Origin of the sequence: Methylacidimicrobium tartarophylax, from assembly GCF_902143375.2 — a bacterium.
GTDB lineage: Bacteria > Verrucomicrobiota > Verrucomicrobiia > Methylacidiphilales > Methylacidiphilaceae > Methylacidimicrobium > Methylacidimicrobium tartarophylax.
The window spans coordinates 22,492-41,964 of sequence record NZ_CABFVA020000026.1 but is presented as its reverse complement, the minus strand read 5'-3'; the positions used below and the strand labels follow the sequence as shown (position 1 = coordinate 41,964).

Annotated in this window: 21 protein-coding genes and 1 tRNA gene; 8 read left to right on the top strand and 14 right to left on the bottom strand. The window is 61.5% G+C overall.

Annotated elements, in window-relative coordinates:
- Position 1: 1 nt before the first annotated feature.
- The 7 genes from MAMT_RS03695 to MAMT_RS03665 all read right to left on the bottom strand — a co-directional run bounded on the left by MAMT_RS03695 (position 2) and on the right by MAMT_RS03665 (position 6,362).
- Positions 2 to 592 (bottom strand): DNA-3-methyladenine glycosylase, encoded by a 591-nt coding sequence (locus MAMT_RS03695; protein WP_142659665.1) that lies wholly within the window; start codon positions 590 to 592, stop codon positions 2 to 4.
- An 8-nt stretch (positions 593 to 600) separates the two neighbouring features.
- Entirely contained in the window at positions 601 to 1,395 is a 795-nt protein-coding gene (locus tag MAMT_RS03690; RefSeq protein ID WP_142659664.1) for a histidinol-phosphatase HisJ family protein, read from the bottom strand.
- A 3-nt stretch (positions 1,396 to 1,398) separates the two neighbouring features.
- On the bottom strand, positions 1,399 to 2,568 hold the full coding sequence (locus MAMT_RS03685; protein WP_142659663.1) for an aminotransferase class V-fold PLP-dependent enzyme: 1,170 nt from the start codon (positions 2,566 to 2,568) through the stop codon (positions 1,399 to 1,401).
- Positions 2,565 to 3,731, bottom strand: a complete 1,167-nt coding sequence (locus MAMT_RS03680) for a cysteine desulfurase family protein (RefSeq protein WP_142659662.1) — start codon at positions 3,729 to 3,731, stop codon at positions 2,565 to 2,567. The genes MAMT_RS03685 and MAMT_RS03680 overlap by 4 nt, the downstream gene beginning before the upstream one ends.
- A gap of 99 nt (positions 3,732 to 3,830) precedes the next feature.
- Positions 3,831 to 4,382, bottom strand: coding sequence for a hypothetical protein (locus MAMT_RS03675; RefSeq protein ID WP_142659661.1), 552 nt, complete (start codon positions 4,380 to 4,382; stop codon positions 3,831 to 3,833).
- A gap of 7 nt (positions 4,383 to 4,389) precedes the next feature.
- Entirely contained in the window at positions 4,390 to 5,481 is a 1,092-nt protein-coding gene (locus MAMT_RS03670; protein WP_142659660.1) for an agmatine deiminase family protein, read from the bottom strand.
- Positions 5,478 to 6,362: a carbon-nitrogen hydrolase gene (locus MAMT_RS03665; RefSeq protein WP_178086901.1), complete on the bottom strand. Its 885-nt coding sequence runs from the start codon at positions 6,360 to 6,362 to the stop codon at positions 5,478 to 5,480. Before MAMT_RS03665 ends, MAMT_RS03670 begins: the two co-directional genes overlap by 4 nt.
- A gap of 176 nt (positions 6,363 to 6,538) precedes the next feature.
- Here MAMT_RS03665 and MAMT_RS03660 point away from each other — a divergent pair, with 176 nt between their 5' ends.
- Complete coding sequence (locus tag MAMT_RS03660) at positions 6,539 to 7,126, top strand: Slp family lipoprotein (protein ID WP_178086900.1); 588 nt, start codon at positions 6,539 to 6,541, stop codon at positions 7,124 to 7,126.
- On the opposite strand, the gene MAMT_RS03655 is transcribed toward MAMT_RS03660, so the two are convergent.
- Positions 7,098 to 8,672 (bottom strand): NAD(P)H-hydrate dehydratase, encoded by a 1,575-nt coding sequence (locus tag MAMT_RS03655; RefSeq protein ID WP_142659657.1) that lies wholly within the window; start codon positions 8,670 to 8,672, stop codon positions 7,098 to 7,100. The two genes, MAMT_RS03660 and MAMT_RS03655, sit on opposite strands and share 29 nt — an antisense overlap.
- 140 nt (positions 8,673 to 8,812) lie before the next feature.
- Here MAMT_RS03655 and MAMT_RS03645 point away from each other — a divergent pair.
- A tRNA-His gene (locus MAMT_RS03645) sits at positions 8,813 to 8,884 on the top strand.
- Positions 8,885 to 8,923: 39 nt separating this feature from the next.
- On the opposite strand, the gene MAMT_RS03640 is transcribed toward MAMT_RS03645, so the two are convergent.
- Complete coding sequence (locus MAMT_RS03640) at positions 8,924 to 9,379, bottom strand: acyl-CoA thioesterase (protein WP_142659656.1); 456 nt, start codon at positions 9,377 to 9,379, stop codon at positions 8,924 to 8,926.
- Between the two features lie 116 nt (positions 9,380 to 9,495).
- Between MAMT_RS03640 and MAMT_RS03635 the strand changes: the two genes are divergently transcribed.
- The 4 genes from MAMT_RS03635 (at position 9,496) to MAMT_RS03620 (ending at position 14,214) form a co-directional block, all read left to right on the top strand.
- Entirely contained in the window at positions 9,496 to 10,452 is a 957-nt protein-coding gene (locus MAMT_RS03635) for a YpsA SLOG family protein (protein WP_142659655.1), read from the top strand.
- Between the two features lie 22 nt (positions 10,453 to 10,474).
- Entirely contained in the window at positions 10,475 to 11,557 is a 1,083-nt protein-coding gene (locus MAMT_RS03630; RefSeq protein WP_142659654.1) for a hypothetical protein, read from the top strand.
- A gap of 69 nt (positions 11,558 to 11,626) precedes the next feature.
- The gene (gene deoC, locus MAMT_RS03625) at positions 11,627 to 12,331 is read left to right on the top strand and encodes a deoxyribose-phosphate aldolase (RefSeq protein WP_142659653.1); all 705 of its coding nucleotides are present in this window, start codon (positions 11,627 to 11,629) and stop codon (positions 12,329 to 12,331) included.
- Positions 12,328 to 14,214, top strand: coding sequence for a pyruvate kinase (locus tag MAMT_RS03620; RefSeq protein ID WP_142659652.1), 1,887 nt, complete (start codon positions 12,328 to 12,330; stop codon positions 14,212 to 14,214). Before deoC ends, MAMT_RS03620 begins: the two co-directional genes overlap by 4 nt.
- A 40-nt stretch (positions 14,215 to 14,254) precedes the next feature.
- On the opposite strand, the gene MAMT_RS03615 is transcribed toward MAMT_RS03620, so the two are convergent.
- Positions 14,255 to 14,704: a host attachment protein gene (locus tag MAMT_RS03615; RefSeq protein WP_142659651.1), complete on the bottom strand. Its 450-nt coding sequence runs from the start codon at positions 14,702 to 14,704 to the stop codon at positions 14,255 to 14,257.
- A gap of 211 nt (positions 14,705 to 14,915) precedes the next feature.
- On the opposite strand from MAMT_RS03615, the gene MAMT_RS03610 reads away from it, so the two are divergent.
- Positions 14,916 to 15,905 (top strand): zinc-dependent alcohol dehydrogenase family protein, encoded by a 990-nt coding sequence (locus tag MAMT_RS03610; RefSeq protein ID WP_142659650.1) that lies wholly within the window; start codon positions 14,916 to 14,918, stop codon positions 15,903 to 15,905.
- Positions 15,906 to 15,975: 70 nt separating this feature from the next.
- Positions 15,976 to 16,170: a 30S ribosomal protein S21 gene (rpsU, locus tag MAMT_RS03605; protein WP_142659649.1), complete on the top strand. Its 195-nt coding sequence runs from the start codon at positions 15,976 to 15,978 to the stop codon at positions 16,168 to 16,170.
- Here rpsU and MAMT_RS03600 read toward each other — a convergent pair.
- From MAMT_RS03600 to MAMT_RS03585, 4 genes are all read right to left on the bottom strand, one after another.
- Positions 16,145 to 17,059, bottom strand: a complete 915-nt coding sequence (locus MAMT_RS03600) for an OmpA/MotB family protein (protein WP_142659648.1) — start codon at positions 17,057 to 17,059, stop codon at positions 16,145 to 16,147. The genes rpsU and MAMT_RS03600 overlap by 26 nt on opposite strands.
- A gap of 101 nt (positions 17,060 to 17,160) precedes the next feature.
- Positions 17,161 to 18,162: a S1C family serine protease gene (locus tag MAMT_RS03595; protein WP_178086899.1), complete on the bottom strand. Its 1,002-nt coding sequence runs from the start codon at positions 18,160 to 18,162 to the stop codon at positions 17,161 to 17,163.
- Between the two features lie 55 nt (positions 18,163 to 18,217).
- Positions 18,218 to 18,766: a hypothetical protein gene (locus MAMT_RS03590; RefSeq protein WP_142659646.1), complete on the bottom strand. Its 549-nt coding sequence runs from the start codon at positions 18,764 to 18,766 to the stop codon at positions 18,218 to 18,220.
- Positions 18,767 to 18,804: 38 nt separating this feature from the next.
- Complete coding sequence (locus MAMT_RS03585; RefSeq protein WP_142659645.1) at positions 18,805 to 19,407, bottom strand: RNA polymerase sigma factor; 603 nt, start codon at positions 19,405 to 19,407, stop codon at positions 18,805 to 18,807.
- Positions 19,408 to 19,473 lie beyond the last annotated feature (66 nt).

The following is a 19,473-nucleotide window of genomic DNA, read 5'->3' as shown; positions in this document are numbered from 1 at the left end:
CTCACGCCTTGGGCTGCCAGACAAAGCGGAGCGGCTTTTCGGCCCACTCCTCCGCGTAGCGGACCCCGATCCTTGGCGTGCGCACGATTTGCTTCTCCGGGACAACCAACCCGAGGTCTTCGACCCAGACCGTATTGCCGTGGAGGGAGAGGCCGTTATGCCCCAAATCGATGTCCAGAGCTTCGCAAACCTTGGCCGGACCATTGGCCCATTCCCGCTCCGGCACGGTACCTCTTCTCTCCCGAACAAGGGCATGGCCTTCCTGAATCCAGATGGCCCGGATCAGAACCGCCTGGGGAATCCCTTCGGGACCTGTCACGAAGTTGAGCAGGTGGTGCATGCCGTAGCAGAAGTAGACGTAGGCAACTCCTCCGGCACGGAAGAGCATCCGGGTGCGAGGCGTCTTGCGGTTTCCGTAGGCGTGGCAGGCTTTGTCTTCGGCTCCCCCGTAAGCTTCGGTCTCGCAAATGAGACCGCTGACCCGGCCTTCGGGAGATCGGCAAATCAGGAGCTTTCCGAGAAAGAACCGGGCCCGATCGGCCGGATCGTTCACGAGGAATTCTTCCTCGGCCAGCTTCCGGCCCGCCGTCATGTCTCGCGCTATCCGATCGCCACGGAAATCGGCTTTCTCCGCTCGAAGCGGAGGAGCCGTTCATAGCCCACTTCCCGCACCAGGCTGAGTGCCAAGTCGAACCGGTAAGCGACCTCCTCGGGACGATGGGCATCCGAGCTGAGCAGCACCGGGATGTGGCGGCGATGAGTCATCTCCAAGAAGCGTTTCGCCGGATAGATCTCTTGCGCTTCCTTGCGGAGCCCCGCCGTACTCACCTCGATCGCCAATCCCGCATCCGCAATGGCGTCGACCGCGTCGCGGTAGTAGTCATCCAGATTCCCTGGGGGTCTCCGTCCGAACTTTTTGACAAGATCGGGATGGGCGAGGAAATCGAAGAGCCCCGAGGCGGCCATGCGGGCGTATGCCGCAAAGTAGAGCCGCCAGACCTCTTCGACGGGCTTTTCTTCCCATTTGGCCAATTTCGCCGGGTTGTCGATATCCCAATGGGGCTCCACGTAGTGGACGGAGCCGATCAGGTAGTCCCAGTCGGCTTGCTTGGCCAGAAAGCGGATATGATCCTCATAGCCGGGGAGAAAATCGCACTCGAGCCCGAGACGGATCGGAAGGTCTCCCGCCGAAGCCCTCGCTTCTTCCACGAGGGCCAGATAGAGCGGCAGCTCCTCCGGCCCCATCCTCCAATCGTCGAAAGCGGTCGGCATCGGGTTGTGATCGCTAAATCCCATTTCGCCCAGACCGGCCTCCCGGGCTTGCCGGACATATTCGGCTGGATGCCCCACGGCATGACGGCAGAGCGGAGTATGGATATGGTAGTCGAAGAGCATTCGCTATCCCAAACCGCTCCGGTCAAGGACGCCGACCACCTTGGCGAGTTCTGCGTGAGTGTTGTAAAAATGGGGGGAGAAACGAATATACTGCTTCCCCTGCCGATCCCACCGAAGAGAGACGACGATCTCTTGCTCCTTCAAAGCCTCGACTGCTGCGGTGAGATTACGCTGGTCGTGGGTCGCCGTCACGATCCCGGATCGGGCCTCTTCGGGAAACTCCTCTGCGAGGAGATGCCATCCACGCTTGCGCAGTCCTTCGGCCAGGAAAGTGTGCAGCGAGAGGAGACGCTCGCCAATCGCCTCGATTCCCAGCTCCAGCAGGAGTTCCATCGAAGCACGCATGCCCAAAATACCCAATGCGTTGAGTGCCCCGCATTCGTAGCGACGGGCACCCGCCTCGCATTCGACCGTTTCCTGAGCGATAAAACCCGGCGATCGGATGTTCCAGGCGCCCAGGAGCGCCGGCGGGAGAAGGGGCTGCCGCTCTTTGCGAACATAGAAGATGCCCGCTCCCAAGGGGCCCAAAAGCCACTTGTGCGAGTCGGCGCTCAAAAAATCACAGTAAGCTGCATCCACGGGAGCGGCGCCCAGTGTTTGAATCCCGTCGAGGCAAAAAAGCACGCCTCGGCGGCGAAGCTCTTCCCCGATCGTTCGGTAATCGAGCCGGTAGCCGGAAAGAAAGTGGCAAGAGGCGAGTGCGACCAGACGGGTTCGCGGGCCGACCGCGTCCAGCACCAGCTCCGGGGTGAGTCTACCCAAGGAGACGGGCTGGAGCCGCACCAGCTTGACGCCACGCTTCTCCAGTCGCAACCAGGGATAGACGTTGGACGGGTAGTCGTCTGGATAGAAGACCACCTCGTCTCCCGCTTGAAACTCGATGCCCAGCGCCACGAGATTCAAGCCAAAGGCTGTCGGCCCGACCAGAGCGATCTCGCTCGCATCGACCTTCAAAAGGCGAGCAGCCACCCGGCGGCTCTCTTCGAGTTCTCGCAGAAGCCCTTCGGTCTCCTGCTCCTGGCTTGCTCCCTCTTCGGCTGCGGTACGGATCCGATCGACAGCCGCCTGGGTGATCGGAGCGACGCCCGCATGGGCGAGAAAAATCTTCCTCTTGGTCACCGGAAAGAGCCGGGACCGGAGATCTGCATCGTTTACGATCTGATCGATGGTCATTCCGCAACCAACGCCGCCGGGAGCTTCTCCCGAATGCGCCGCACTGCGGCAACGATTGCAGCCGCCGCACGGTCGATTTCGTCCTCGGTATTATTCCAGCCGAGCGAGAAGCGGACGCTGGAGAAGGCCTCCCGCACGCTCAGCCCCATCTCGACGAGGACGCGGGAGGGCTTGGCGCTCCCGGTGCTGCAGGCCGATCCGCCCGACGCCTGGATCCCCTGACGATCGAGTTCCATGAGGAGGGCTTCGGATTCCACATTGTGGAAGCAGAGATTGGAGGTGTTCGGAACGCGCTCGGCCGGCTGTCCGTTGATCCGTACCTCCGTCAGGCCGGCAAGGATCGTTCGCTCAAAGCGGTCCCGCAGCTTCCCGACCCGCTCCGCGAATTGCCCGACTCGCTCCGCGGCAAGATCAGCGGCTCGGCCCATGCCCACGATGGCAGCGACATTTTCGGTTCCCGCGCGCCGACCACGTTCCTGCGAGCCTCCCCAAAAGTAGGGATGAAAGGGCACTCCCTGCCGGACGTAGAGAACGCCCACTCCTTTGGGACCCCCGAACTTGTGTGAGGAAACCGAGAGAAAGTCGACGGACATTTCCGCCACGGCGATCGGAACCTTCGCCGTTGCCTGGACGGCATCGGTGTGAAAGAGAACTCCATGCGCGCGGCAGATCTCTCCGATCTCACGAATCGGAAAGAGCACCCCGGTCTCGTTGTTTGCCCACATGATCGAGACGACCGCCGTCTCCGAGTGGATCGCCCGAGCGACGTCCGCCGGGTCGAGACGACCGTCGGAACCGACGGGAAGCCATCGGACGCGATACCCGTCTCGCTCCAGCTCCTGGCAGAAACGATAGACGGCCGGGTGCTCCACAGCCGTGGTGACCAACTCCCGTTTCCCGGAAGTGCGCAGAGCAGACCAGAGCGCGGTGTTGTCCGATTCGGTGCCTCCGCTCGTAAAGACGATTTCTTCCTCCAGACAGCCCAACAGACACGCGACGCGGCGCCGGGCCGACTGGACGGCCTCTTTGGACTCCTGACCGAGGGAGTAAGCGCTCGAAGCGTTCCCATAGTAGACTGAAAGGAAAGGGACCATCTCCCGAACCGCCTCCGGGAGCACCGCCGTCGTGGCGTTGTTATCCAGGTAAATCAGTCGCCTGCTCACGTCCTATTCCTAGCCTGCATGTCTCCCAAGCGTTCTCCAACCGGAGGGTACACTTTCGGAGGAGAGCCGCCACTTGTCAATCTTCGTCCCCGTCGACATCTATCCGAGGCCAAGGCCGAAGGCGACGAAGCCCGCGCCTACCGCCAGGGCAGCCCACGCGGCTGCGCGCAGGGGGCCGGGAAGCCCCAGCGGCTCACAGACCCGATCGCGGAAGAGATGGGGAAGGCTCACAAAAAGGATCCCGGCAGCCACCCAGAGGTAGGCCAGGAGGACCAGGGCGATCTTCCCGGGACGATCGCTCAGGAAGGCGGCATCGAGCAGGACGTTGGCCGCTAGCAGGAAGAGCATGGAGAGCCCCCGGACCGAAGGAAAGTCGTCCAGGAGCCAGATCGAAAGCGTCCCGAGAATGAGGCACCCCGAAACGAGGCCCGAACGGAATGCGGAATATTCCCCCAAATCGGTCGTGGCGCAGAGGATTGCTGCCCATACGGTCACACCTCCCAGCAGAATCCGTCCAAGGGCACGGTCTCTCGGGAACCGCTGCACAAATCGCTGAATTCTATCGGGAAAAAGAAGGGCAAGGATCCCGCCCAGGCCGTGGAGCAGGCCGACGACGAGGGCTGTCAGGCTCAGGGAAACGTGGTAGATCATAGTGGCCTCATTCCGGCTCCTGCTGGGTGATGCAGTGCAAGCCGCCGAATCCCCAAACAAGATCGCGAGCCGGCACGGGGACCGTCGGCCGGTCGCGGACCAGTTTGCCGAAGATCTCGCCGGCGACGGCGTCCATGGGATCTCCGAAAGCGGGAAAGAGAAGTGCCTCGTTCGAGAAATAAAAGTTTGCGTAGGAGGCGGGAAGCCGCGTCTCTCCCTCGTAGATCGCCCCCGGCATCGGCAACGCGACCAGGCGAAGTCTCTCGGGGCCCCTTGCCGCTTCCGCCTGAAGTCGCTCGAAGTTCTCTTCCAGAGGGGCGTAGTTGGGGTCTTCGGGGTCTTGGACGCGTGCGACCACGATCGTCGAGCGGTCGATGAAGCGGGCGATCTCGTCCACATGGCCGTCGGTGTCGTCCCCCACGATTTCGGCCTCGAGCCAGATGATCCGTTCCGCACCCAGATATTCGCGCAGGGCCCACTCCATCCGCTCCCGCGTCATTCCCGGATTGCGGACTGGATCGAGAAGACAGCGGGAGCCCACGAGAAAAGTTCCCTCTCCGTTGGTGTCGATCGCTCCCCCCTCCAGGACGATCCCGGGTTCGAAACAGCGCATTCCGAGAAAAAAGGCGGCCCGCTGCGGCACCAGGTCGTCCAGCGAGTAGGGCGGATACTTTTTCCCCCAGGCGTCATAGCCCCAATCGACGATCGCGGTCTCCCGGCCATTTTGAACGAAGATCGGCCCATGATCCCGACACCATGGCTCGTAGGCGGGACTCTCGTAGAGAAGCACTCTGCGGCCGAGGGCAAGACCGCGGGCTTGCAGCAGATCCTGCACCGATTTGCGCTGCTCGCGGGAAAAGCAGTTCACCCGCACGATCTCTCCGGAGGAGAGGAGTTGGACCAGATCCGCCCAGAAGGCGATCATCTTCTTCTCTTTCCCGGGGAAGCTGATCCCTTCCCCGCGCGGCCAGGTTAGCCAGGTCGCCCGATGATGCGCCCACTCGGGCGGCATGCGAAACCCGAAAGCCCGAGGGGTCCCCTTCGGGCTCCTTCCCTGTGACTCCTCCCTGCTGCCCTCCACTCCGTTTTTCGTCCTCACCCCAAGTAGCGCGCAGCGATCTCTCCGTAGGCGTCGACTCGGCGATCGCGCAAAAAGGGCCAATGAACACGAACTTCTTCGATCCGGCCGAGGTCGAGATCCGCTAAGAGCACTCCCTCCTCCCCGGAGGCTTCCGCGAGGACTCGGCCCATCGGGTCGGCTACAAAGCTGCGCCCCCAAAACTCGATCGCGCGTCCGCCCGGCCCTTCCTCTCGCCCAACCCGATTGACGGCAACGACGAAGCACCCGTTGGCAATGGCATGGCTTCTCTGCATTGTCCGCCAAGCATCCGCCTGGGCGGCACCCTCGTTCTCCTTCTCGTGCGGGTGCCAGCCGATCGCCGAAGGGTAGAAAAGCACTTCCGCCCCTCGCAAGGCGGTCAGCCGAGCCGCCTCGGGATACCATTGATCCCAGCAGACCAGGACCCCCAGCCGACCGGCGGGGGTTGGCCAGACGCGAAAGCCCAAGTCCCCGGGTGTGAAGTAATACTTCTCGTAATAGCCGGGATCGTCGGGAATATGCATCTTCCGATAGCAGCCAAGTAGAGTCCCGGCAGGGTCGATCACCACGGCGGTGTTATGGAAAAGTCCTGGGGCACGCCGTTCGAAGAAGGAGCCGATCACCACCGCCTTGGCTCCTTGCGCCTGCTTCCGCAGAAACCGGACGGTCGGGCCGTCGATCGCCTCGGCCCATCGGAAGGCCTCGACATTCTCTTCCTGACAAAAATACGGCGCGGCGAAGAGTTCTTGCGTGCAGATGACCTCCGCCCCCTGCTCCGCCGCTTCTTGAAAGAGTCTCTCCTGCCGCTGGAGATTGTCGTCTCGATCTCTTCCCGCTCCAGCCTGGAGAAGGGCGACGCGAACGGGTTTCCGGGATTCCATGGCTTCTCGAGACATCTTCGCGGGCAGTCCCTATATCACGGGAGCCGATCTGCCTTCTCATGCTCATTTTCCGTCGGCCCGCCAAGTCTTTTTTCCCTCACCGGCCGAGCAAACCGATTCGATCTGCATTCCGGTCTTGGCCGAGAAAGGCAAGCCTGCTTCACTCCCCTCTAGCGATGGGTAACCGCAAGGAGCGGCTGGTTGTTCCCAGCCTCTTGATCTTCTGTCTGTTTTCCCTGGCGGGATGCGCCAACTTAAGCCCCGTTCCGGAATCCCTGCGCCACAAGGCCAAAGGTCAGCCGCTTTTTTCGGAGATCGCAGCCGACCCGGCCGCCTTCCAAGGCAGGATCGTCGTCTTCGGCGGCCGGATCATCGAGACCCGACTCTTCGAGAAGGGGAGCGTCGTGCTCCTTTCGCAGCGACCACTGAGCGCCCATGACGTGCCGCTTAGGACAGCAGAATCCGGTGGCCGGATCCTCGCCGAATACGAGGGTCGACTCGATCCCACGGTCTACAGCCCAGGGAAGAGGCTCGTCGTGGCCGGACGCGTCCTCCCCAACCCGGCGCTCCGTCCGGGTCCAACGATCCGGATGGAGGCCATTCACTTCTCTCTCTGGCCGCACGAGCCGAAAGTGATCGAAGAAGAGCAGAAGAAGGAGCTGGCAGCCTACGGGTCGATCGACGAATACGGCGCCATCGACCAATACTGGAATCCGATCGGCTGGGAACCGACTGTCATGGGCTGGGGGCCCGGCTGGTGGTAGGAGCCACAGCGAGGTTGCCCGCAGACCACTCCTCCCGCTCGCGGAGGGCCCGGCAGGCCGCCGCACGGAAGCTTCGGATCGCTCCAGCCAAGCTCTCGACCACCTCGGTCGCCAGGATCCCTTCTTCGACCTCCCTTGCCTGGAGGAGGAGATCGGCTGCCCGCCCATGGAGCCAGACTCCCAGCTTTGCCGCCTCCCAGGGCGGTATTCCCTGACCGATCAACCCAGCCAGGATTCCCAGAAGGATGTCTCCCGATCCTCCGGCGGCCAAGCCGGGATTTCCGGTTGTATTGTACCAGAAAGACTCTCCCTTCCGGACGACGAGCGTGCGAGTGCCCTTGAGAACGAGGGTCGCCGGAGTCCGCTCGACGAATTCGCGCGCCGCCTCTTCCCTCTCTTCGTCCCTGATCTTCCGTCCGAGAAGCCGGCTCATCTCTCCCGGATGAGGGGTGAGAACCGCCGGGAAGCGTAACCGATCCAAGAGCCCCGGATTTCTCGCGAAAAGGGTCAGGGCATCCGCATCGAAGACGGCGGGGGATCGGTTTTCTTCCACAAGAAGGGCAAGGAGATCCTCGGCCGCTCGATCCAAGCCGAGACCGGGACCGATCGCGACGACCGTCGCCCGGGAGAGGTTCGAGGCGAGCAGCGACTCATCCGAGATCGGGAAGACCATGGTCTCCAATCGGCTGTGGGCGGCGACAACGGGATAGACCTCCTCCCGTACGCCAAGGGTCACGAGTCCCGCGCCGACCCGGTGCGCTGCGCTCGCAGCCATGGCAGGGGCGCCGGTGAAGCCGCGGGAGCCGCCCAAAAGGAGAACCCGGCCAAACTGATTCTTATGGCAGTGCGCGCTGCGTCTCGGAAGCCACCGGGCGACCTCCTCGGGAACGATCGCTTCGGCTCCGCCTCCACACTCTTCGCGGCCGGAGAAGATCGGCACGATTTCGATCCGGCCCACGAAGCGGGAAAGGGCTTCCCGAAAGAGGAAATCCTTGCCGTAGCCAACCGTCAGGGTGAGGTCCGCCACCACGGCCGCGGAAGCGGCGTTCGCGCCAGCCCAAAGGCCAGAGGGCGTGTCGACCGCGACCGTCCGGAAAAATCGCCTGGCCCGCTCGTCGTTGAGGCTGGAGACGAGCTGGGCCATCTCTCCCCGAAGCTCTCCTTTCATTCCAATGCCGAGCAGGGCATCGAGGACGAGATCGACCTCTGCCCAGGGTGGAGAGCCGAAGGGAGCCACCTGTCCGCCTTGCCGCTCCCACTCCCCGAGCTTTTTTGCGCAGAGCGCTCCCAGCCCCTCGCGCTCGGTGGAGAGGTAGACGGTTGCGTCCCAACCGGCGAGGGCGAGACAACGCGCAATGACCAGCCCGTCGCCGCCGTTATTGCCCCGCCCGACTAGGGCAAGCACCCTCTTCTTTCCCGGAAACGCCTCGAGAATCCGTTCGGCGCACCCCCTTCCCGCCCGTTCCATCAGTTCTTCGTCGGAAATTCCACGGGCCATTTCCTTCTCTTCGCTCCGTCGGATCGCCGAGGTCGAAAGGATGATCATCTTCTCTCCAGTATTCCCCGGGATCGCCTAAGAACAAGCGAGAAAGGCCTCGCTTTCTCGGCCCGGATCCGCAGGCAAGATGGTGGAGCCGGCGCTTGCGCCGGGGGGCTCGCTGCCCTATGGTGGCTCGGAAGCAGACGGCGGCCGTAGCTCAATGGTAGAGCTCCAGATTGTGGTTCTGGCTGTTGCGGGTTCGAGTCCCGTCGGCCGCCCGGCTCTCCCCCGGTGGGACGAAAAAGAAGCTTCCCCTCTCAAGAGACAGTCCTTGATCCGGTGCCCCCGCTCGACAGGTGGGGATAGGCCATCACCCAGCTCTCCGGTACGGCCTGGGGGCGACCGTTCGCGAGGCGCACCGTGACGAGGGTCTGACGGCAGCGGACGAGATCGTCCGGCTCTCCCCGCTTCCGAATGACGCTCTCGATGACGAAGCGCACTCGTTCCAGCCGAGTCAGCCTCGACTCGATGGAGAGATCTTCGCCCAGCCGAGCTGGTCGCAAGTAGTCGATCTCGGTCCGAACCAGGACAGGGACAAGGCCCGTCCTCCCCATCTCTTGAAGGCTCCAGCCGAGCGTCTCCGCCAGCTCGGAACGGGCCACTTCGATGAGCCGCAGGTAAGCCACGTTGTGGACGACTCCCGCCGCGTCGGTATCGAAGTAGTAGACCTTAAGGCGCGTCTCGATCCGGGGCTCCGGCGGCAAGGGGCTCATGGCTCTTTTTCTGCCACGATCCCGAAGCAGTCGAAAAGGGAAAAGGGCTTCCCCGCGGCCTCTTCCCTTCGCAAGGACGCTCGCCAGGAATCAAGGGATCGGATAGAAATCCCTCTATGCGCCAAGAGATTCGATCGCCCCTTGAAAAGATCGTTTCCGGCGGGCAAACCGGAGCCGATCGCGCGGCTCTCGATTGGGCGCTCGCCCATGGAATCGCGGCAGGAGGCTGGTGCCCGCGGGGGCGTCGCGCCGAAGACGGCGCCATTCCCCACCGCTATCCTCTGGAAGAGACGCCGAGTGAGGATTATGTGGAGCGCACTCTGTGGAACGTGCGCGATAGCGATGGCACCGTCATCTTCACCGTTGACCGGACGCTCAGCGGGGGCTCCCGCCTCACGGCGGAGGAAGCGGCTCGTCTTCGCAAGCCTTGGGTCCATCTTAACGGAGGAACACCCTACCCGGCGGAGAAACTGCGCGCCTTCCTCGAAGAGCACCAGATTCGCGTCCTCAATGTTGCCGGTTCCCGGAGCAGCCGGGAACCGGGGGTCAGCCGGCTCGTCTGGATTACGCTGGAAGAGGCCTTCTTTCCTTCTTTCCTCGCCCATCTTCTTTACAAAAAAGCAGCGCAGAAGGACGCAAGGGGAGCGATGGGCGACGCGATTGAGATCCGAGGGCTTTGGCTCGAAAGCCGAATCGGGATCACCGAGGAGGAAAGAAGTCGGGCGCAACCTCTCCGTGTCTCTCTTCGCCTCCAGGTCGGCGGCCTCGAAGAGGCCGCCCGCTCGGATCAGATCCAGGAGACGGTCGACTACGACGAGCTTGCCCGAGAGGTCCGACAAGTAGCCGGCGCCCGGCCCCGCAACCTCCTCGAACGATTGGCAGAAGAGATTGCCGCGGCGGTTCTCCGCCGCCCCAAGGTGAAAAGCGTTTCGGTCGTTTTGGAAAAGTTTCCGCTCCCCCAGGCGGAGGGCGTCGCCGTCTCGCTGTGGCGCGATCGCAGCGAGTCCCCCGACCCGGCCTGGAGGGCGGCGCAGGATGCCGACGAGCCATCGCATCGGCTCCGTGTCCCGTAACCTTTTCCCATCGGCACGGATTATGAAACTTCTGGTCACGGGCATGGTCGCAGGCATGAGTGACGCCTCCTATCTGCGGAAGGTGGTTGCTCTCGGCAAGGAAAACGGGAGAGACATCCGGGTCTTCGATGCGGTGGGCGAGTTTACGAAGCATGGGAAAAAACCTCTGGAGCGTCTCTTGGGAACGACCGACTATGTCTTCGAGCTCACTCGCGAGCGGGAGTACGAAAAGATCGGCTACGAGATCGCCAAGCACGGCTGCTCGGATGTGATTGTCCGCCTCCCTGCGACCATCGAATGGAACCGGATCAATCGGAAGTTCAAGGACCAACGGATCCTCCGGGACTTCATCGCGCCGGACGCGGTCGTGACCTTGATCGAGGCCGAATGGGTCATCAAGAAGGAACTCGAGTCCCTTGATCATCCCGATCGCTTCCTGCGGGCACTCAAAGAGCGCCACCACACGATCTACGAGATTCTTTCCTGGATGAACGAGGAGGTCTCCCTCTCCGAGGATTGGGCACGCTATATGGGGATTCCCCACTACGTTCTCGCCGTCAACGAACCAGCGGATGCGCTCTACAAGCTGGTCTGCCATCCCAAACCCTGGGTCGTCTACGTCAGCTATTCGATGACGCACGCAGAACCAACCATGCGGCTCGAAATCAACCGCATCGTCCAGCGCCTGCGGGAATATGCGGTCGTCATCGACCCGCAGACGGTCGAGATCGCCCGAGAGTTCGACTCTCCCATCGATCGGGAGGTGATCTACGCCTATACCGTCCACCGCGACCTGCACTGGTATGTCGGCAAGGTGCATGCCGTCGTCGCGATCCATCCCTATCCGGAGCGACCGCCGCTTTCCGCGGGCATGATGGATGAGCTCGGCCATGCTCGAGACTACATGAAGGCCCGTTACATGATTTTTCCGGGAGGTTTCTCTCCCTTTACCACCGATTCTTATGTGGAAAAGGGCCATCTTTTCGAGACGGCGGACGAGTTCTTCCGCTTTTTAGACGAGGTGGAGAAGAGACCCAAATTTACCGAACGCCTGGAAGTACAGGGCGAGATCGGTTTCGCGGCGGCCAAGGAATCCAAGGGATGAATTGTCCATGCGAGACTCCCTTCTCTTGTAAGCCAAAAGAAGTAGAATCAATTCCCGGAGAGAATAGAGATGACCGACCTGACAGAAAACGCGACGGAAAATGCGGCTCTGGACGAGACGGGCAAAAGGCTCGCCTCCATGATCGATCAGACGCTTTTGCGGCCAGACGCTACCTCCGCGATGATTGCTCGGCTCTGTCAGGAAGCCTTGGCTTACGGCTTCTATTCGGTCTGTATTCAGCCCCTCTGGCTCCCCGAAGCGGGGCGCCGGCTTGAAGGCAGCGGAGTATGTCTCTGCACGGTGATCGATTTTCCCCACGGCGCATCGAGTCTTCGGCTAAAGGCACGGGCAGCCGAGATTGCCGTCGAGGAGGGAGCCGAGGAGCTCGACATGGTCATTCCCCTGGGTGCGGCGAAAGAGGGAGATTGGAACCGCGTCGAGGCCCACGTCGCTGCTGTGGTGCAGGCGGCGGCTCCTCATCCGGTGAAAGCCATCCTCGAAGTCGGAGCATTAACGGAAGCGGAAATTCGATCCGCCTGCGTCCATGCAGCCAGAGCGGGAGCAGCTTTTCTTAAGACTTCCACCGGCTTCGGCTTCGGCGGGGCTACCCCCGAACTGGTTTCCCTGATGCGGAGGGCGGTCGGCCCGGACGTGCAGATCAAAGCTTCGGGAGGAATTCGGGATCGGGCCGCCGCCGAACGGCTTGTCGCAGCCGGAGCAACCCGGCTGGGCACTTCTTCGGGCGTTGACATCGTGCAACCGGACCGTCGATGACCCGCCGAAATCTAATCAAAAAGCTGGTCGAGATTGGAGACGCGGCAATCGCTCTGGAGGAGAAGTTTCGGGTTTTGCTCGAAAAGGTTCATCCCGATTACCAGGCGAGCGCACGCAATCTCGTCCATTACCTGGCCCTCCGGCGCTTTGACCTGCGCCGGCTCCAGGGGGAACTTGCCGACCGAGGACTCTCTTCGCTCGGCCGGGCGGAAGGGTGTGTGCTCTTCAGTCTGCAGGCCGTCCTGCATGCGCTGGGGGAAGAGGTCCCCCCGCAGCTGGCCAAGGTTCACCCACCGCTGACCCGGCAGGAGGGAGCAGAGCTTCTCCAAGCACACACGGCTTCTCTTCTCGGTCCCAAGCCCGCGGGTCGAAACTCGACCATCATGGTGACAATGCCGTCGGAAGCAGCGCAGGATCCTGAGTTCACCCGCAGAATTCTTCGAGCAGGCATGGATATCGCGAGAATCAATTGCACCCATGACAGCGAGGCCGTCTGGCTTCAGATGGTGGAGAACCTCCGCCGGGCAGCTCGGAAGGAGAGTCGGCCAATTCGCATCATCCTGGACCTCGCGGGACCCAAGCTGCGGACCGGCGCCATACGGAACGGCCCGCGCTTCACCACCTGGAAGCCCGTGGCCGATCGATTCGGCAGGGTGATCGAGCCCGCGCGGATCGGACTCTTCGCAGTCCTCCCCGGCCGCATGCCCGAAGGGGTCTGCGCCGCCCTCCTCTTTCCCGAGGATTGGGTACGGCAGCTCACGCCGGGGAAGGAGATCCTCTTTTTCGACATCCGCGGGAAGCCCCGTTCGCTGCGGATCGTTGACCGGCTTGAAGCCGGCCTTCTGGCAGAATCTCGCCAAGGAGCGACGGTGTCGGAAGAGACCGCTTTCGTCTCCTTCGACCCGACTCCCAGCCTGGAGCATCTCGGCCAGCGGGCCGCATTCGCCCAGGGGATGGGCGACGGCAGTTCTTTCCTGCTTCTCCATCGTGGGAGCCGCTTCCGGTTGGTCTCGCCCGATTCAAAAGGGCGCGTCGCTCCCATGGGAAAGAGAGCGCTTCCCGCAATCGAAGTGGAACCGGCCGAGGTTTTGCGGTTCTTGCACGTGGGGCAGAACGTCTGGTTTGACGATGGGCGAATCGCAGGGAGCGTCTGCTCCGCCACGCCTAAGGAAGTCGTCATCGAAACGACCCGAGCCCGGCTACGGGGAGAGAAGCTCCGCCCCAATCGAGGAATCAATCTTCCGGAAACCGACCTCGACCTGCCTCCTCTTTCTCCAAAGGATCGTGCGCTGCTTCCCTGGATCATCGAGCACGGGGATGGCATCGGCCTTTCGTTCGTGCGCACTCCCTCTGACGTCGTCATGCTGCAGGAAGCTCTGCGAGGAGCCGGGGACGAGCGGCTGCCGATCATCGTCAAGATCGAGACCCGAAAGGCGTTCGAAGCGCTCCCGACCATCCTGCTCACGGCGATGCGCAGCCCCTCGGTTGGGGTCATGATCGCCCGGGGAGATCTGGCAGTCGAGTGCGGCTACGAGCGGCTCGCGGAAGTGCAGGAAGAAATCTTGTGGGTAGCGGAAGCTGCCCATCTGCCTGTGATTTGGGCGACACAAGTCCTGGAAACCCTCGCGACGACGGGTTTCCCTTCCCGGGCGGAAGTCACCGACGCAGCCATGGCGGAACGATCGGAGTGCGTGATGCTCAACAAAGGGCCTCACCTCGAAGAGGCCTTGCGCTTCCTGGACGATGTCTTAGGGCGAATGGAAGCCCACCAGACCAAGAAGCGCTCCATGCTCCGACACTTGCATCTCGCCGACCTTTTCGAGGAAGGCGGCGCCCGCCATCCCGTCAGGCCGACGGCGCGAAGGAAGCCGCGGCGTTCCTAACCTGCGCTTGTGAGATAGGTAGGCTAAACGGCCGGCCTTCCTATCCGAGAAATCGGGCGAGAACGTCTTCCTTATCGAGTTTCGTCAAATCGGAGGGAATCGTCTTGATCAGCCGTTCCCGGGTGGCAGACGAGAGCTTCTCCAAGAGCCTCGGAAGCACTTCGGAGCAGGCGGCCAAGCCCCAGCGCTTGCAATCTTCCCGATGGATCAGGGCGTCAATCTCATGAGCCAGTTGGCCCAGCAATCGCTTGCGAATTTCCAGCTCAATGGTGTTCTGCTCTCCGGCGGGGCGCCCTAACGTAATCTTTCCGGTTCGAACCGAATAGCGCCCGGGCTCATCTGTTTCGATGTCCCCCAGTTTCTTATGCGCGTCCGGAAGAACCTGATCCGCCAGGATCTGAATATGTGGCTTCCCGGTAAGCTCATCCACCGACACCCGGTAAGCCTTCAGGTGTCCCAAGTCCGCCGTGATCAAGATATCTATCCGCATGAGATCTTCCGCCTAGCCTACTCGTTGGTTTCGTTCCTTCCCGCTCCCGACCCATTTCTCTGGACCGGGTTTTGAGCCAGTGGTTTAACCTAGGGACTTTCCCCTGCTCTCGTCAAGACACCAGAAAGAGGTCCGATTGACGGCAGGCGCCTGTCGGGATACTGTGGGGACTTTGCGTCCGGTCGGACGCGGAAAGGATGCCCTTCCATTGATGAAAGCCATGGTCTGGGACGGGCCAGGAAAGGCTCTTGTCGAGCGCTCGCTGCCGACGCCCGAACCGGGAGAGGGCGAGATTCTCGTCAAGGTCAGCGCCTGTGGCATCTGCCGGACGGATCTCCATGTAGTCGACGGCGAGCTCCCAGAACCAAAGCTACCCCTAATTCCCGGCCATGAGGTCGTTGGGAATGTCGTGCGCCCGGGCCCCGGGGCAAAACGATTTGCGATCGGGCAGCGGGTGGGAATTCCTTGGTTGGGCAAAACCTGCGGGCACTGTCGCTTCTGCCGCAGCGGTCGGGAAAACCTCTGCGAAGATCCCGAATTCACGGGTTACACCCGCAATGGAGGCTACGCGGAATATCTGGTGGCCGATGAGCGGTTTGCCTTTTCGCTGCCCCCGGCTTACAGCGACGGGGAGGCTGCACCGCTGCTCTGCGCCGGTCTCATCGGCTACCGCTCGTATCGGCAGGCGGAATCAGGGGAGAAGCTCGGCTTCTACGGATTCGGAGCCGCCGCGCATCTGCTTGTTCAGCTAGCCGTTGCGCAAGGGAAAGAGGTCTACGCCTTTACCCGGCCCGGTGATGTCGCGGCGCAAACCCTCGCTCGAGAGTTGGGCGCGGTCTGGACGGGCGCCTCGACGGAAGCTCCTCCTGTTCCTCTCGATGCGGCCATCCTCTTTGCTCCCGTCGGGGAGTTGATCCCAGCGGCTTTGCGTGTACTCGACCGCGGCGGGAAGGTCGTCTGCGCGGGAATTCACATGAGCGACATTCCCTCCTTCCCCTACCATCTCCTTTGGGAAGAGAGGCAGATCGCCTCGATTGCGAATCTGACTCGACAAGATGGCGAAGAATTCTTTTCCTTGGCAGCGCGAGTTCATTTTTGTACTCATATCCACTCATACCCGCTCTCGCAGGCAAACGAGGCGCTCGGTGCGCTTCGGGAGGGCCGATTCGCGGGTGCGGCCGTCCTATTTCCTGACAGCTGACAAAAAGTGGATCCCATCTTTGGGAAAAGAGCTTCTTTTCCCGTCGACAAGCAATAGACCCTGGAGGCAAATGACCGAAGTCCGAGTAAAAAAAGGCGAATCGATCGACAAAGCATTACGACGGCTCAAGCGCAAGCTCGACCGCGAAGGAACGCTACGAGAAGTGCGAGCGCGGCGTTCCTTCGAAAAGCCTTCCGATCGCCGACGCCGAAAGGCGAAGGAAGCAAGGTTAAAGGTGTTCACCTTCCACCTTGCCGCTCGCTAGAACCGGCTCCTCCTCTCGTCGCTTCTCTCTGGTCGCCACGGGTGTCCGGGTTGAAGATGAGTTCGATTTCGAGCGGATGGGCGGAAGGTCCGGCGGCCGCCCCGGGAGTCTTCGCCGAGGGAAGCTGTGCCCCACGACAAGAAGCAATAACTTTCTCGGCGGGGAGATGTTCTCCTTCCACGAGTTGTTTTGCGACCGCCGAGGCGCGCAGCAAGGATACTTCCCAGTTGGAGAGGGGAGTTTTGCGAGCGCCCGCAAGCGTCGGAGACGGCTCGGCGAAACCCGTGATCCGGACTTCGACGGATGGCGGAAGAGGTTTCAGGCCGGCCGCCAGTTCGTGAAGAAGCGTCAAGCCGGAACTCCCGATTTTGAGGCCCGCTCCGGGGAAGAGGGTGTGATCGTCGAGGACGATCACGATCCCGTCTTCTCGCCGGAGGATGGCCGCTTCCTTCGCGATCGTCCGTGCCGCGAAAGCTTTATCCAGCCGCTCCTCCAGAGTCCGGAGTTCCAGGGTTTCCGAGGGCGAAAGAGTTCGTGATCTCGGCTCTTCCCTCTTCGAATCGCCCGTTCCATTCGTAGCGGCAGATTGTCCTATCAGATCTTGTTGCAACCGCAACAGACTGCCCGTCTGGCTGAGTTCGGTTTGCAGTTGGTCGACCACTGCGTGAAGCTTTTGGTTTTCTCTTCGCAGAAGCTCGGAGTCGCCTTGCAGGGCTCGGACATCCCGGTCTCGAACCGTAAACTTGCCGTAGAAGTGAATGGTGCTGATTCCGAGAAAGACGCAGACGCTGATCCAGAAGAGAAGCCCGCCGATGCCGCCGTACGGGATGACGCTCGGACGAACTTTTTGAACGTCGACTGGAACGACGGCGGGCTCTTGACTCTCCATCTCGGTTACCAAGGGAATCCGCCGGCTGCTCCTCTACCTATAGTCCGGGCCTGTGCAGATGCCCGCATCGGTAGGTGGGAAGCCGCCATGACGCGGGCGCTCTAATTCGGGCCGCCTCCCACCGTTTTCTGGACGGGAGGTGCTGTGACAGGCTGCGCCGCGGAGGTATCGACCGTGACGGCCGGCGCGCCGGGAGCTCCTCCCGTATTATCCGAAGGCCGCTCCCCGGCACGCAGCGAAAAATGCTTGGTCTTCCCGTTTCGGGAAACAGCGACCTTCATCGGCTCGCCAACCGATGCGTAAAAGGATGCATCGACGACGTCCGATAAACGATGGATCGGTTTTCCGTTAATCCGTTCCAACCGATCTCCTTCCTGCAGTCCACTCTCTTTAGCCGACGAATTGGGAAAGAGCCGGGTTACGATGACAGGGCTCTGCGTTCGGTCATCTCCGACCCTGGCCACGCCGACCCCGGCCCATGCGTACCGGACTCGGCCATACTCCCGCACGTCGGCAATGATACGCTCCGTAGCCTTTCCGGGCAATGCATACGCCCACCTCCCCTCGTTGACGACCGCCATCACCACCCCCACGACAGATCCTTGAAGATTGAGCAGTGGCGCTCCCAGCTCTCCCGGGCTGACGGTAACATCCACCCGTAAATGCGATACGCAAAAGAGGCGATCCTGAAACTGCCGGTCTGAACCCAACACCACCCCTACGATCGGTGACGCGGATAGATTAAACGGATATCCCACTCCGACGACAAAAGCTCCCGGCGGAGGTTCCTTACCGGAGGCGATAGGGAGAAATGACGTAGGCCGACCTGGATGAGTCCGCAGCAGAGCCAACCCACTCCGGCTATCCTGCCCCACCAACTCGGCGGGCAAGCTTCCGCTCTCCGACTCCACTCGGATCTCCTGCCCTTGTCCCACGAGTTCCGCGAGCGTGACGACCGTCCCGCTCGCATCGATGAAGAAACCGCTTCCGACCGCATCTACCGAGTTGTTCCGAACTCGTACGCGGACGACAGAATGCTGCGCGACTCCAAATACCCGGCTGACTTCAGTCCCGAGAGCAGCGACGGATTCCTGCCACGCCAAGACTGGAACCGCGCTCGACGCGAATAGCAGAACGCCAATCCCAAAAAGCGAAACTCTAAAAGTCAACGCTGGCTTCATACCGGACGGGAAGCACACTCGCGAACGATCGTCCTCCATCTTCCCGGTCTTTTGCCTTGGTTACCACTCCCTCCCCCGCTCCCCATACAATCGTCGGCCGGATGAAGGCCGGCGCCCCGGCTCCTCTCTGGTCAATGAGTAGATCCTGGTTCGAACCGAGACCATGCGTCAAGGAAGGGTCTGCCATCAGGGATGGAGTTCCACCGGCGGCAAGAAGAGCTCCCTTAGGGGCCAAAGGGGCCACGCGGTCATGCTGCAGGGCAAAGCCTGCGACGGCACCGAAAAGAACCAGCGGGAGAGCATACCGAACGAACAGAGGTCGGAGTTCCGGCAAGGAGAGATTGAACAGTTCCGCGAACCGATCCCACCAACTCGGACGGCCGACAAGCTCCTGCCGTAACCGCCGGTGAACCTGCCCCAGCATCCCCTCGAAATACTCAGGGGTTGCCTTTTCCGCTACACGATTGGCGAAAAAGTTACGCAACTGCTCGTTGAGTTTCGTCTCGATCACTTGCTTTCCCTTCATCGTTGACCCTAAACCTTGCTCTGTTACCGCCGACGGCGTCAAACATAATTACGCAGCAGCTGCTGCAAACGTTTATGTGCGTAAAAGAGTCGGGATCGAATTGTTCCTTCGGAGCATCCGAGAATCTTGGCGATCTCCCCATGGCTTAGTCCTTCAATATCGAAAAGAGTGACCACCGCCCGATGGGCTTCGCTCAACTGGCCAAGCGCTTGATCGAGCTCTCGATGGAGCTCCTGAAGCTCGATTCTCCGCAGAGCCTCTTTTCCCGCCGATTCGTCCACGAACGCCTCCGGCGTTCTTTCTTCGTCGTCCCCTTCTCCGGAGCCGCCTGCCAGCCGAAAGCGAGCAAATTTCCGCCGATGACTAATTGCCGTATTGACCGCGATCCGATAAATCCAGGTATAAAAGGAGGCCCCGATCCGGAATCGGCCCATGTTGCGGTAAGCCTTTACAAATGTTTCCATGAGAACGTCGTTCGTATCCTCGTGGTGGAGCAGCACTCCGTAGATCACCCGATAGAGGCGCGCTTGATACCGCTTGACAAGCTGGTCGAACGCTCCAAGATCCCCGTTCTGCAGACAGAGAACCAGTTCTCGGTCGGTAGGCTCTCGAATGGGAGTGTCCGGCGTGGGTTTTTCCATGCAAGATCAGAAAAGGACTGACGCAGATAGCTTAGTCTCGCCGGATCGAGAATCAACGTCTTCCTT